Here is a 13,457-nt window from a genome sequence, read left to right on the forward strand (position 1 = left end):
CAATCAAATTACGGGCGTAATTTTATCCATAGACTACAGATGTAATCCACGAGGAACCCCACGTGCCCACGCCCCCCGCCTCAATCAGCGAAGCCGAGAGCCACGTCATGGAAGTGCTGTGGCGCCAGTCGCCGTTGTCATCCGAACAAATTGTCGCTGCCGTGCAAAAGCACAGCGACTGGCACGAGAAAACCATCCGCACCCTGCTCAATCGCCTGCTGAGCAAGCAGGCGGTCGAAGCCAGCCGCGACGGGCGGCGCTATCTGTATAGCCCTTTGCTCAGTCGCGCGCAGTGGCAGTCGCAGGAAAGTCGCAGCCTGCTCGATCGCGTCTTCGGCGGTCGCGTTGCGCCGCTGCTCGCCCACTTCAGTCAGCACGAAAAACTCTCGGCGAAGGATGTCGCCGAACTGCGCAAACTGATCGACAGCATCGAGCGGAAGGAGCGCTGAGATGGCATCTCTCCTGTTGTACGTACTGCTGATGTCATCGCTGGGGCTGACCCTGGCGCTCTTGCTACGCAAGCCGGTGCGCCATGCCTTCGGCGCCGGGCCGGCGTTCACACTGTGGGCATTGCCGGCCCTGCTGGCGCTGGCTCCGTGGTTGCCGATGCCGACGAAATCGCTGGCGCTGCCGCCTGTACTTACCTCGCTCCCTGCGCAAACCTGGCTGCTACCGGGAGACACACCGGCCAACAGTTACGCGTGGCTGATCGCACTCTGGTTGCTCGGTGCTGCGTATGGCACGGTGAATCTGGTCGTCCGCTACGTGCGCCTGGCGCGTACGTGCCGGCCCTTGCCGGAATCGATGCATCGTCGTTTGCTTGCCGAACATCCCACACTGGGCAAGCACAGCCTCTGGCTTCACGTGCAAGGTCCTGCCATTTTGTGGGCGCCGCGCTCGCGCCTGTTGTTGCCGGCGGATTTTCTGGACCGCTACGACACCGAGGCGCGCGACATGGTGCTGCGCCACGAATGCAGCCACCTGCAGCGCGGCGACGCGTGGTGGTGCTTGTTGAGCGAATGCGCACTGGCGCTGCTTTGGTTTCATCCGCTGGCATGGTTTGCACTGCCGCGCTTCCAGCTCGATCAGGAATTGGCCTGTGACGAACGCGTGCTGCGCGCATCGCCGGAACACGAGCTGCGTTACGCCCGTGCACTGATGCGCAGTCATGGCGTGGATGCGCAACCGGCCATGATCCCCTGGCTCGCCGAGTCGCAATTGAAGGAGCGTCTTACCATGATAAGCCGTCGACCACACAGCAAATGGCGACGCCGATTCGGTTATGTCGTCGCGGCAACCCTGCTCGCCAGCGGAGTCGTCGTTGCGCAAACTCACAACGCTGCACCTGCTGGCACCAGTAGCGGACCTGCGCCGGATTACGCCTACAACCTTTCCGTCGCCACGCCTTATCCTGCGGATGCAGTGAAAAATCACGAGGAAGGCATGGTGATGCTGAAAGTGCTGGTCAGCACCGACGGCACCGCCCTCCGGATCGACATCGACCAGAGCGCCACCAAGGCTTCGCCGGAACTCGCCAAGGCGGCGAGCGACGCCGTGATGAAATGGCACTTCAATCCGCAACTACAAAACGGCAGGCCGACGGAGAGCTGGGTGAAAGTGCCGGTGCTCTTCAGCTTGAACCCGCTGCCGCCACGCCCGCACGGTCCACCGCCACCGCCCGGAGCGCTACCGCCTCCACCGGGCAACGGGCCGCCTCCGCCACCGCCCCCTCCGCCGCCCGGCGGCCCCGTTGGGCAAAGCTCCTCCAATTCCTGAGAACTTCCACCCAAGCTATTGATTTGATATAACCTCGGCGCAAACACGCCGAGGTTTTTTTATGGCTCTGGCCAGCACAGGTGACGCCGACAAATACCGATCATGCCGAACGGCGCTGCGCCGGGCTGCGCTGGTCGGCCTGGCATCCCTGCTTGCCGCCTGCGCCGGCTCGCCTCGCCGCGAAGCCACTTACAAGCCTTCCGAGTCGCAACTGGCCAACGAACCCGCGCGTGCACCTGAAAACTCCGTAGGCACCGCCAACGACGTATTGTTCCGCGCCATGGCGCTGGTCGGCACGCCCTATCACTGGGGTGGCAATACACCGGAAAGCGGTTTCGATTGCAGTGGGCTGGTGGATTACATCTACCGCAATGCCGCCAACATCCAATTGCCGCACAGCTCGCGCGACATGGCCGTGGTCAACGGCGAGAAAGTGCGCAGCATGGATGACCTGATCAGCGGCGACCTGGTGTTTTTTGGCAGCCGCGGCGGCATCAGCCACGTCGGCGTATACGTCGGCAAAGGCCGTTTCGTGCACGCTCCCAACAGCGGCGGCACGGTGCGGCTGGACGACATCGACGGCCCGTACTGGCGCGACCACTTCGTCTACGGCAAACGATTGCTGGACTGATATCTCGCCTGCGCGCACTACCGGTCGCACAGGATCTCGCATACGATCCCCATGATCGGCTCTCCTTCTACGCGGAGGAATGCAAGCATGCGCCTGCAAGCGATGGTTCTGGCCCTTCTGTTTTCGTTGTCCGGCCCGTTGTGGGCGGAGGCAGTCATGCCAAGCGATGCATCCCTGGGTTTCGCACTGCTCAAGCGCGTCAGCGCCGAGCACCCCGACAGCAACGTGATCATTGCTCCGCGCAACATACGAACGGCGCTGGCCGCCGTAGCCACGGGAGCAGAAGGGGAAACGGAGCAGCAAATCGTTGCGCTCACCGGCTCCTACCAGAGTATCGACAACACTTCGCTCGGTTCCGCGCAATCGGCCATGGATATCTGGGTGGCGCCGGTGGAAAAGCTGCAGCCTTCCTTTGCCGAAGGCCTGCCTGGCGTTCACGTGCAAAGCACCAGCCCGCAGGCCGCGCCCGCCGCCATCAACGACTTCGTGAGCCAGCATACGCACGGCATGATCACCCAGGTGCTGGATCAGGCGCCCGAGACCGGCATCGTGCTGACGGCAGTGCTCTATTTCAAAGGCACTTGGCAATTGCCGTTCGACAAAAACAATACCAAGCCACGGCCTTTCCATTTCGCCGGCGGCAAGACCGCCGATGTCGAAACCATGTTCCAGGCCAACAAGTTCGATTACGCCCAGAACGACAGCGGCCAGATCATCCGGCTGCCTTACAGCGGCAACGATCACCTGGTGATGACCGTATTCCTGCCGAGGCAGAACCTCGATATTCACACCTGGCTTGCATCCATCGACGAAACATCCTGGAAAGCGATGCTCAACACGCTGCAGCGGACTCCCGGCTCGCTGCAGGTGCCGAAGCTGAAATCGAGCTTTTCCACGACGCTGTCGCGCGAGTTGCAAGCACTTGGCATGCACCGCCCCTTTTCCGATGCGGCGCAGTTCAACGGCATCGTGCAAGGGCACCCTTTGAAGATCAGCGAAATCGTGCACAAAACCGCGTTCGCCATGGACGAGGTGTCCACCGAGGCGTCGGCGGCCACCTCGGTGATCGCTGTCGCTGCCGCCATACGGGCTCCGCGCCCGCCGTTTTCCATGGTGGTCGACCGGCCATTCTTTCTGACCATCGGCGATCGCTCCAACGATCGCATCCTGTTTGCCGGACTCGTCAACAGCCCCTAGACCAGGCCACCTGATGACTCCAATACGGCCTTCACGAAATTTATATTGTTCACAATTAAATTTGATGCTAACGTTACTGCCATGAAGACACCCATCCACCCCTCTCTGCTTCTGGACGAACAGCTCTGCTTCGCGCTGTATGCGGCCTCGCGGCGCATGACGGCTGCGTATCGCCCCTTGCTGGAAGCAATGGACCTGACCTATCCGCAATACCTGGTGATGCTGGTGTTGTGGGAACGCGACGGGCTGACGGTGCGCGAGTTGGGCGCCCGCCTGCAACTGGATTCGGGCACCCTCACCCCGCTGCTCAAGCGCCTGGAACAGGCCGGCCTGGTCGCACGTCGCCGCCGCCAGAGCGACGAGCGCGAGGTGGAAATCTCCCTGACCGATGCCGGCGGCAAATTGCACGAGCGCGCGGCGGATATTCCGCGCTGCCTGGCTGACCGGCTCTGCATGTCCGTGGACGCATTCGTGCGCCTGCGCGACGAACTCAAATCCCTCGCGGCGCAGTTGGCCGCCCCCTCCGACGACGAATGAGACCAAGACCATGAGCAACCCAGCCAAGATCCTCTATACCGCCACCGCCACCGCCAAAGGCGGCCGTGAAGGCCACATCCACAGCAGCGATGGCGTACTCGATTTCGACCTGAAGGTGCCGAAGGAACTCGGCGGCCCCGGCGGCCACGGCAGCAATCCGGAGCAGTTGTTTGCCGCCGGCTATTCGGCGTGTTTCGAAGGCGCCGTGCGCTACGTGGCACGCGAGAAGAAGGTGACGCTGAAGGAAGCTTCGGTCACCGGCCACGTCGGCATCGGCCCGCGCGAACCTACCGGCTTTGGCATCGCCGTAAAGCTGGAAGTGAGCCTGCCAGGCATCGATCGCGCGGTTGCGCAGGAGCTGGTGGATATCGCCCATCGCGACATCTGCCCGTATTCGCACGCTACGCGCGGCAATGTGGATGTGCAGATCGTGCTGGTTTGATTTTCACGTAACGCAAAAACAGCAACGGCGCCCAAGGGCGCCGTTGGCTTGTCTGCGGGAAGCGGCTTAGTGCGCTTCGGCACCCGGCGGATGCGCGTGGCCGTGCTGCAGTTCTTCTTCGGTCGGCTCGCGCACTTCCTGGATCGCCACGTCGAAGTTCAGCGTCTTGCTGGCCATCGGATGATTGAGGTCCACGTCGATCGTGCTCATGCCGACCTTGTGCACCGTCACGGCGCGCTGGCCGCCCTCCTTCAGCGCCAGCACCGTCACCATGCCCGGCTTCAGATGCTTGGCGTCCTGGAAATATTTCTTGGGCACGCGCTGGACCTGGTTTTCCTGGCGCTCGCCGTAACCTTCGGCAGGCTCGATCTCCACCTGCAGCGTATCGCCGGCGGCATGATCGTCCAGGGCTTTTTCCAACCCGGGAATCAACTGGCCGTGGCCCAGCAGTATCCACAACGGCTGCCCGGTGTCGTGCGAGCTTTCAACCTTCTCGCCGTCCACGGTAAGCGTGTAGTGGAGTGCGATGACCTTGTCCTTGCCAGCCTTCATTGCCTGTCTCTCGATAGAAGCGAAAGGACCGATTCTATCAGTTGCCGCGCTGGCCGAAGCCTACGCCGCGCGCCTCCGGCCCCAACCAGACCAGCAAGGCCAGCACGATCGCCACGGCCGCGATCCACAGCGACATCACCAGGGGCAGACCCAGGGCCAGTCCATCCTTGCCGGCCAGCCAGGATTGGGCGGTGGCCGTGCCTGCCGCAATCAGGTTGCCCATCTGGTAGGCAAAACCCGGCAAGGTGCCGCGCACGGCGTCGGGCGACAGCTCGTTCAGGTGGGTAGGCACCACACCCCAGGCGCCTTGCACCATCACCTGGATCAGGAACGCGCCCAACCCAAGCAGCAAAAAGGAGCCGCCATAGGTCCACAGCGGAATGACTGGAATGGCCAGCAACGCCGAGAGGATCATGGCCCGGCGCCGGCCGATCTTTTCCGACCATGCGCCAAAACAGATGCCGCCGACCAGGGCACCCAGGTTGAGCAGGGCCACCAGCACGAAGGCGATGCTCGAGCCGGTCGGCAGATGCAGGTTCACTTCCTCGAAGGTGTGATACATGTCCTGCGACCCGTGGCTGAACATGTTGAAGGCCGCCATCAGGCACATCAGGTAGATCGCCAGTTTCCAGTGGCCACGCATGGCATCGACCAGACCGCGCTTGCCATGCTCGGCCTGGCTGGCCTTCCACGCCGGGGATTCAGGCACCTTGTGGCGGATGTACAGCACCAGCAGGGCCGGCACCGCGCCCACCACGAACAAGCCGCGCCAACCGATGTGATCCACCAGCAGCCAGTTCACCAGGGCGCCGAGAAAGAAACCGCAGGGATAGCCGCTTTGCAGCAGGCCCGAGACCAGGCCGCGCGATTTGGGCGGGATCGATTCCATCACCAGCGACGCGCCAATGCCCCACTCGCCGCCCATTGCGACGCCGAACAAAAAGCGCATGACCAGCAAGGCGGTGATGGTGGGCGAAAACGCGGTAGCCAGCTCAAAGACCGAAAACAGGATCACGTCGATCATCAGCACCGGCCTGCGGCCAAACCGATCGGCCAGGCGCCCGAACAGGAACGCACCCACCGGGCGCGCCGCCAGGGTCAGCCAGATACCCAGTGTGACCCGGGTGCGATCGACGTGGAATTCGTTCGCGATACCGACGATCACAAACGTGAAGATGAAATAATCGAATGCATCCAGCATCCAACCCAGGAAGCTCGCCAACACGGTGTGCCGTTGCTCGTGGTTCAACTCGCGCAAGGCTGACAGGACGGACACGTGGCGCTCCCAGGGTGTGATGGCCGGAGGCTAGCACGTTAAAAAAGGCATGCCGACGGGAAGTCCATCGTTCATGTATACTGTGCGACTGGGTACGCCCGTCCGGGCGGTACGTTTTCCCCTACCCAGCCACTATTTATCAACACGGCAACGCGGTTCTGCATCAAGGCTCCGGGTTGCACACTGGAGTACTTCATGTCATTCGAATCGCTGGGCCTGGTGCCCGCGTTATTGCGCGCGCTCGCCGATCAGGGCTACGCCGAACCCACGCCGATCCAGGCTGGCGCCATTCCGGTGGTGCTGGAAGGCCACGATCTGCTGGCCGCCGCACAGACCGGCACCGGCAAGACCGCCGCCTTCTCGCTGCCGTTGCTGCAGCGCATGTCCCAGGGTTCGCAGCCCGGCATCCGCCGCCCCCGCGCACTGGTACTGACGCCCACGCGCGAGCTGGCCGCACAGATCCTCGACAACGTACGCGTCTACGGCAAACATCTGCGCGTCAGCAACACGGCGATCTTCGGCGGCGTCAGCATGGGCCCGCAAATCCAGACGCTGCGCAAAGGCGTCGACATCGTCATCGCCACGCCCGGTCGCCTGGTCGATCACATGCAGCAGCGCACGATCGACCTCAGCGGCGTAGAGGTGCTGGTGCTCGACGAAGCCGACCGCATGCTCGACATGGGCTTCCTGCCCTCGTTGAAGCGCATCGTCAGCGCCCTGCCGAGACAACGCCAGACGTTGCTGTTCTCGGCCACCTTTGCGCCGGAGATCAAGTCGCTGGCCATGCAGTTCATGCACTCGCCACGCGAAGTCTCGGTAACGCCGGCCAACAGCGTGGCGACGACTGTTAGCCACCAGGTGCATCCGGTGGACGCCTCGCGCAAGCGCGATCTGCTGCTGCACGTGCTGAGCAAAGAGAGCCGTCGCCAGACGCTGGTGTTCAGCCGCACCAAGCACGGCGCGGACAAGCTGGTGCGTTACCTGGAGCAATCGGGCCTGCGCGCCGCCGCCATCCACGGCAACAAGAGCCAGAACGCACGTACGCGCGCTCTGTCCGACTTCAAGAACGGCCGCACCACCGTGCTGGTCGCCACCGATATTGCCGCACGCGGTATCGATATCGACCAGTTGCCGATCGTGATCAACTTCGACCTGCCGATGGTCGCCGAAGACTACGTGCACCGCATCGGCCGCACCGGCCGCGCCGGTGCGGAAGGCGTGGCGCTGTCGCTGGTCAGCCACGAAGAATCGGGCCTGCTGCGCGACATCCGCAAACTGCTCAACCAGGACATCGCCATCAGCGAAGTGCCGGGTTTTGAGCTGTCCTCGCCATTGCGCCTGGATGCGCAGGCGCCGCGCCCGAAACAGGGACAGCGTCAACCGCAGCAGCGGCCGCAACGGCAAGGCAACTCATCGCATCGCCCGCATGGACATGCGCAACAGAACAACGGCGGTGGCGACCACGCCATGGGCAATCGCAAGCGGCGCCCGCGCGGTCGCAGGCCGGCCGCGAAAGCGTAACGTCGCCGCTGGTTTCCGCGGGCTGGGGTAACCCAACCCGCGGCATCACTCGTCGGGGCGCACCAATGCCGTAAGCACGTGGTCCTGCCACTGGCCGGCAATCTGCAGATAGCGCTTGGCATAGCCTTCGCGCTCGAAACCCAACGATGCGAGCAGCCTCGCGCTGCGCTCGTTGTGCGGCAGATAATTGGCCATCACCCGATGCACGCCGAGCTCACCGAAGGCCCAGGCGATGCCGGGCCCAAGAATTTCCCGCATCAGTCCCTGCCCTTGCACATCCACGGCAACGCCATAGCCTAGATGGCAGGCTTGGAATGCTCCGCGCACGACATTGGCAAATGTGACAGTCGCCAGAATGCGCCGGTCGTCCGGATCGACGACGATCAACGGATAGCCGCGATCCTGGCTGGCGAGCGTGCGGCCCTCGACGATGGTCTTCGTGCAATGCCCCAGCGTGTAGTACTCCGATTCGCGCAAAGGCTCCCACGGCGCCAGGTGCGCGCGGTTTTCAACGCGATACTGCAGCAACATGGCCGCATCCGACTCCTCAGCGAGGCGAATACGCGTGCGCAGCGTTTGCAAACGAGGAAGGGCAACCACGCGCTCAGCGTTCCTGGTCGGTCGGGCGCATCAACACCTCGTTGATGCACACGTAGTCCGGACGCGTCACGCAAAACAGAATCGCATCGGCGATATCTTCAGCCTGCAACTGGCGCATTTCGCCGGCACGTACATTCACCGCACGCTGGCTGGCTTCGTGGGCAACGTGTTGGCGCAATTCGGTATCCACCATGCCCGGCTCGATCACGCTGACCCGGATATTGTCTTTGTAGACCTCGCGCCGCAGCGACTCGGAGAATCCCACCACGCCAAACTTGGTCGCCGCATAAGCGGCCGCCATGGGATTGGCAACGCGCCCGGCCACCGAGGACACGTTCACCACGTGCCCTTCGCGGCGCGCGCGCATGCCGCCCAGGGCCGCCTGGGTGGAAGCTATCAGGCTGAGCACATTCAGCTCCAGCATGCTGCGCCAACGGCCAAGATCGGCTTCGGCCACGGGCTCCAGATACATCACGCCGGCGTTATTGACCAGGATATCCAGGCGTCCGTAGCGCGCCTCCGTCTCCCTCACGATGCGCTGCGCCTCGGCTTCGCGCGTCAGGTCGGCAGCCAGCACCAAGGGCTCGGCACCGAGATCGGCCAGCTTGGCAGCCAATTGCTCCAGCCGGTCCTTGCGCCTTGCGGCGATCGCGACCTTGCCCCCCTGCTCGGCCAAGGCCAGTGCGGTGGCTTCGCCAATCCCCGAAGAAGCCCCCGTCACCAGGGCAATACGGTCTTTCAAGCGATCTTTCACGGCCTTTTCCCTATAAACGCGTCAGCCAATAAGGGTATGGCCGTCAGGGACTGATACAATAGTGACTATTCTCCTGCATGCATCCGTGCATGCCACGTCGAGGTCTCCCCATGTCGTCCCCGTCTTCCGACTCCGCTCCGGCCTCCGCTGGCTTCTCTGCGCTTGCGCTCACGCCGGAGGTGCTGCGCGCCTTGTCCGACGTGGGTTACGAATCGCCATCGCCGATCCAGGCCGCCACCATCCCGCCGCTGTTGGAAGGGCGCGACGTTCTGGGCCAGGCGCAGACCGGTACCGGTAAAACAGCTGCTTTTGCGCTGCCGATTCTTTCGCGCATCGAAATGCGCCCCGGCAAGCCGCAGGCGCTGGTGCTGGCGCCAACGCGCGAATTGGCCATCCAGGTGGCCGAGGCCTTCCAACGCTATGCCTCGCACATACCTGGCTTCCAGGTGTTGCCGATCTATGGCGGACAAAGCTACGGACCGCAGCTGCATGCCTTGCGCCGCGGCGTGCACATCGTGGTCGGTACGCCGGGTCGCGTGATCGATCATCTCGATCGCGGCACGCTCGATCTTTCCGAGCTGCGTTTCATCGTGCTGGACGAGGCCGATGAAATGCTGCGCATGGGCTTTATCGACGATGTCGAGAAAGTGCTGCAGGCCACTCCGCCGCAGCGTCAGGTGGCGCTGTTCTCCGCCACCATGCCGCCGCCGATCCGCAAGATCGCCCAGCAGCATCTGAAGGATCCGGTGGAAGTCACCATCAAGGCCGCCACCACCACGGCTGCCAATATCCGCCAGCGCTACTGGTGGGTAAGCGGCATGCACAAGCTCGATGCGATGACGCGTATCCTCGAGGCGGAACCGTTCGACGCGATGATCATCTTCGCGCGCACCAAGCAGGCCACGGAAGAATTAGCCGAAAAACTGCAGGCGCGCGGCCTGGCCGCCGCCGCGATCAATGGCGACATCGCACAGCCGCAACGCGAGCGTGTCATCCAGCAGCTCAAGGATGGCAAGCTGGACATCCTGGTCGCCACCGACGTCGCTGCACGCGGCCTGGACGTGGAACGCATCAGCCACGTGCTGAACTACGACATCCCTTATGACACCGAAAGCTACGTGCATCGCATCGGCCGCACCGGCCGCGCGGGACGCAGCGGCGAAGCCATCCTGTTCGTAACGCCGCGCGAGAAAGGCATGCTGCGCGCGATCGAGCGCGCCACGCGCCAGCCGATCGAGGAAATGAAGCTGCCTACCGTCGAGGCCGTCAACGACCGCCGCATCGCACGCTTCAAGCAGAACATCAGCGATACGCTGGCAATCGGCGGATTGGAGCAATTCCAGCAGCTGATCGAGCAGTACGAACAGGAACACGATATTCCGGCGATCGAAATCGCCGCTGCCCTTGCACGGATCGCGCAAGGCGATCGCCCGCTGTTGATGGAGCCGCCGGCCAAGCGCGAACACGTTCGCGAGCGCGAGCCGCGCCCCAGTCACGCGCAGGAAGGCGATACGCGCCGGCCGCCGCGCCATCGCGACAGCGAACCGCGCGACTTCGCACCTCGCCAGGTGCGCCCGCATGCCACGGAAGCCGGCAAGCGCACCTATCGCATCGAGGTGGGGCACGAGCACGGCGTCAAACCCGGCAACATCATCGGTGCCATCGCCAACGAAGCGGGCCTGGAAAGCCAATTCATCGGCCGCCTCAGCATCCGCGGCGACTACAGCCTGATCGACCTGCCCGACGGCATGCCCGCCGAGACCTTCCAGCATCTGAAAAAGGTGTGGGTGAACCAGCAGATGCTGCACATCACTGAGTGGGACGGCAACGACGATGGCGGTGGCGAACGCCCGCCACGCAAGCAGGGCTTCCGACCCGCGAACGCGCGCGGTCACGCCGGCAAACCGCGTCCGCACGGCCATGGTGGCGGCAAGCCGCCGCGTCGCAAATAAGCTTTGATTGTTTCGCAGCAGGCAACGATGCGTTTCGCCTCGTTGCCGCTGCAAAAACGCAACGTGGCCCATACTTGCAGGGAAGCGCCTCCCCGAGCGGTCACCATGAATACGTTGCCCAGTCTCTATATTTCGCACGGCTCGCCGATGACTGCCTTGCATCCAGGCAAGGTGGGTGAGCGTCTGGCCGAACTGGCGACCGAGTTGCCGCGCCCGAAAGCCATCGTGATTGCCACGGCTCACTGGCTCGCGCACGAGCCGACCGTAGGCGGCTCGCCACAGCCGGAAACCATCCACGATTTCTACGGCTTTCCACGCGAACTGTTTGCGATTCGCTACCCTGCGCCCGGCGCGCCCGAACTTGCCCTGCAGGTTGCGCAGTTGCTCGATCGCGCCGGACTCGCGCCCCGGCTCGACCGAGCCCAAGGCCTTGATCACGGTGCGTGGGTGCCGTTGCGCCTGCTTTATCCGCAGGCCGATATTCCGGTGGTGCCTTTGTCGATCCAGTCCAACCTGGGGCCGGCGCATCAGTACGCCGTCGGCCGCGCGCTGGCACCGTTACGCGAGCAAGGCGTGCTGATCATCGGCTCGGGCAGCATCACCCACAACCTGCACGATTTCCGCGCCGGGTATAGCGAGGAGCGCGAAGCCCCTTATGTACGCCCCTTCATCGGCTGGCTCGAGCAAAAGATGAAGGCCGGCGATATCGATGCCCTGCTCGACTACCGCCGCCAGGCGCCGTTTGCCGAACACGCGCATCCGACCGACGAGCATCTGTTGCCGCTCTACGTGGCGCTCGGTGCAGCCGGTGAAGATGCTGCCGTTCGACGCATCGATGCCGGCATCGACCTGGGCTTCCTGGCGATGGATATCTACCGCTTCGATACGCAGGAAGCCGCCGCTACTGCACGATGATCGTGCCCACCATGTGCGGGTGGATCGAGCAGTAGTAGGTATACGTTCCCGGCCTGGAAAAGATCGCCTCGTACCTATCGTCCGTATCCAGCGCTTTGGATGAGGCAAAGCCCGATCCGGCGCTGGTCACCGTATGCGGCTCCTCATCCTGGTTGACCCATACCACGGTGGCACCAGCCGGCACCGTGATGGTTCCCGGCTCGAAAGCAAAGTTGCGGATCGCGACCTGATAGGTCCTCGCGCCGTTGGATGATGATGCCTTTGCGGTCATCGCTGACGCCTCGACAGCGCACAGCAATACCGTCAACGCGAACGCAAACGCCAAAGCCTTGATGACGGTGCTCATCGCGACAAAGCCTCGTCAGTGATCGCCAGGCGCTCTTTGCCCTGCACGTGGCGTACATCGCGAACGCCGATGTAGCGATGCAAGGCATCCGGCGGCACGCTCGCCAAAGGACCGGGAGCAGGGCCTTCACCCGGTGCCGGCTGCGGATAGGCAGTTGAGCGCGCGGTGTAGAAGGTGATGGTGCCCTCCACCTTCTGCTGGATCTGGTGGATGTGTCCGTTCAACACGCTCACCGACCCGAAGCGCCGCAAATGCACCAGCGCCTCGGCGCTATCGTCCGTGCCCCAGCCCCATGGCGGATACAACGGCCACAGCGGCATGTGCGCAAACACCACAATCGGCGTGGAGGCGGAAAGGCCGCCCAGATCGTTCTTCAGCCACGCAAGCTGATCAGTGCCAAGCGAACCCAGGCCGCCTGCTTTCAGATTGAGCACGTTGATCAAGCCGACAAAATGGACACCGCCGTGATCGAAGCTGTACCAGCCGCCCGCCTGTTGGCGCTCGCCGAAGCGGCGAAAGAATTCGGCACCGCTATCGCCGATCACGTCGTGCTCGCCCGGTACGTAGAAAGTGCGCCCAACACGCGCCTCTTGCATCAATCCCGCCAGGGTGTCGAATTCTTCAGGCCGGGATAAGTGCGTGAGATCGCCCGTATGCAGCAGAAACGCCGGACGCGAAGCTTCCGCGTTCACCCGCGCCAGCGCCTGCCGAAAGGTGCCGGCCACATCCGCGTTCGGCGCCTTGTGAAAACCGATGTGCGAGTCGCTGATCTGCACGAAACTGAAGCTGGCATCTTTCGCCGCTGCCTGATCGCCGCCCAGCGGCTGGGCATGCAGCACGCCGCCTTTCATCAGCCAGACCGTACCGGCTCCGGCCCAGGCCATGCATTTGAGGAACTGCCGTCGACTGTCGGGGGTGTCTTGCATAGTCCAATACTCCACCTGGAAGCGGGCCGCCC

The 13,457-nt window shown here is 63.4% G+C and carries 15 protein-coding genes; 9 read left to right on the plus strand and 6 right to left on the minus strand.

What is annotated here, in order from left to right:
* The first annotated feature begins 62 nt into the window (after positions 1-62).
* From ISS99_RS20870 to ISS99_RS20895, 6 genes are all read left to right on the plus strand, one after another.
* Positions 63-449 (plus strand): BlaI/MecI/CopY family transcriptional regulator, encoded by a 387-nt coding sequence (locus ISS99_RS20870; RefSeq protein ID WP_204633530.1) that lies wholly within the window; start codon positions 63-65, stop codon positions 447-449.
* 1 nt (position 450) lies between these two features.
* Complete coding sequence (locus ISS99_RS20875; RefSeq protein ID WP_204633531.1) at positions 451-1,776, plus strand: M56 family metallopeptidase; 1,326 nt, start codon at positions 451-453, stop codon at positions 1,774-1,776.
* Between the two features lie 61 nt (positions 1,777-1,837).
* Positions 1,838-2,407: a C40 family peptidase gene (locus tag ISS99_RS20880; protein WP_204633532.1), complete on the plus strand. Its 570-nt coding sequence runs from the start codon at positions 1,838-1,840 to the stop codon at positions 2,405-2,407.
* Positions 2,408-2,494: 87 nt separating this feature from the next.
* Positions 2,495-3,604, plus strand: a complete 1,110-nt coding sequence (locus tag ISS99_RS20885) for a serpin family protein (protein WP_204633533.1) — start codon at positions 2,495-2,497, stop codon at positions 3,602-3,604.
* A gap of 81 nt (positions 3,605-3,685) precedes the next feature.
* A complete protein-coding gene (locus ISS99_RS20890) occupies positions 3,686-4,141 on the plus strand; it encodes a MarR family winged helix-turn-helix transcriptional regulator (protein WP_204633534.1) in 456 nt (151 codons plus the stop codon).
* A gap of 10 nt (positions 4,142-4,151) precedes the next feature.
* On the plus strand, positions 4,152-4,583 hold the full coding sequence (locus ISS99_RS20895; protein WP_204633535.1) for an organic hydroperoxide resistance protein: 432 nt from the start codon (positions 4,152-4,154) through the stop codon (positions 4,581-4,583).
* 66 nt (positions 4,584-4,649) lie between these two features.
* On the opposite strand, the gene ISS99_RS20900 is transcribed toward ISS99_RS20895, so the two are convergent.
* Both ISS99_RS20900 and ISS99_RS20905 read right to left on the minus strand, forming a co-directional pair.
* Positions 4,650-5,135: an FKBP-type peptidyl-prolyl cis-trans isomerase gene (locus tag ISS99_RS20900; RefSeq protein WP_204633536.1), complete on the minus strand. Its 486-nt coding sequence runs from the start codon at positions 5,133-5,135 to the stop codon at positions 4,650-4,652.
* Positions 5,136-5,172: 37 nt separating this feature from the next.
* Complete coding sequence (locus ISS99_RS20905) at positions 5,173-6,411, minus strand: MFS transporter (protein WP_204633537.1); 1,239 nt, start codon at positions 6,409-6,411, stop codon at positions 5,173-5,175.
* Between the two features lie 195 nt (positions 6,412-6,606).
* Between ISS99_RS20905 and ISS99_RS20910 the strand changes: the two genes are divergently transcribed.
* Entirely contained in the window at positions 6,607-7,932 is a 1,326-nt protein-coding gene (locus ISS99_RS20910) for a DEAD/DEAH box helicase (RefSeq protein WP_204633538.1), read from the plus strand.
* A 45-nt stretch (positions 7,933-7,977) separates the two neighbouring features.
* On the opposite strand, the gene ISS99_RS20915 is transcribed toward ISS99_RS20910, so the two are convergent.
* Complete coding sequence (locus ISS99_RS20915; protein ID WP_204633539.1) at positions 7,978-8,532, minus strand: GNAT family N-acetyltransferase; 555 nt, start codon at positions 8,530-8,532, stop codon at positions 7,978-7,980.
* Between the two features lie 4 nt (positions 8,533-8,536).
* Positions 8,537-9,286: an SDR family NAD(P)-dependent oxidoreductase gene (locus ISS99_RS20920; RefSeq protein WP_204633540.1), complete on the minus strand. Its 750-nt coding sequence runs from the start codon at positions 9,284-9,286 to the stop codon at positions 8,537-8,539.
* Positions 9,287-9,396: 110 nt separating this feature from the next.
* Here ISS99_RS20920 and ISS99_RS20925 point away from each other — a divergent pair, with 110 nt between their 5' ends.
* Entirely contained in the window at positions 9,397-11,238 is a 1,842-nt protein-coding gene (locus tag ISS99_RS20925; protein ID WP_204633541.1) for a DEAD/DEAH box helicase, read from the plus strand.
* Between the two features lie 105 nt (positions 11,239-11,343).
* Complete coding sequence (locus tag ISS99_RS20930; RefSeq protein WP_204633542.1) at positions 11,344-12,153, plus strand: dioxygenase family protein; 810 nt, start codon at positions 11,344-11,346, stop codon at positions 12,151-12,153.
* Here the strand turns inward: ISS99_RS20930 and ISS99_RS20935 are convergent.
* Together ISS99_RS20935 and ISS99_RS20940 are read right to left on the minus strand one after the other, a co-directional pair.
* Complete coding sequence (locus ISS99_RS20935; RefSeq protein ID WP_204633543.1) at positions 12,140-12,499, minus strand: cupredoxin domain-containing protein; 360 nt, start codon at positions 12,497-12,499, stop codon at positions 12,140-12,142. The two genes, ISS99_RS20930 and ISS99_RS20935, sit on opposite strands and share 14 nt — an antisense overlap.
* A complete protein-coding gene (locus tag ISS99_RS20940; protein ID WP_204633544.1) occupies positions 12,496-13,425 on the minus strand; it encodes a metallophosphoesterase family protein in 930 nt (309 codons plus the stop codon). The genes ISS99_RS20935 and ISS99_RS20940 overlap by 4 nt, the downstream gene beginning before the upstream one ends.
* Positions 13,426-13,457 lie beyond the last annotated feature (32 nt).

It is taken from the genome of Dyella mobilis, from assembly GCF_016904945.1.
Lineage (GTDB): Bacteria > Pseudomonadota > Gammaproteobacteria > Xanthomonadales > Rhodanobacteraceae > Dyella_B > Dyella_B mobilis.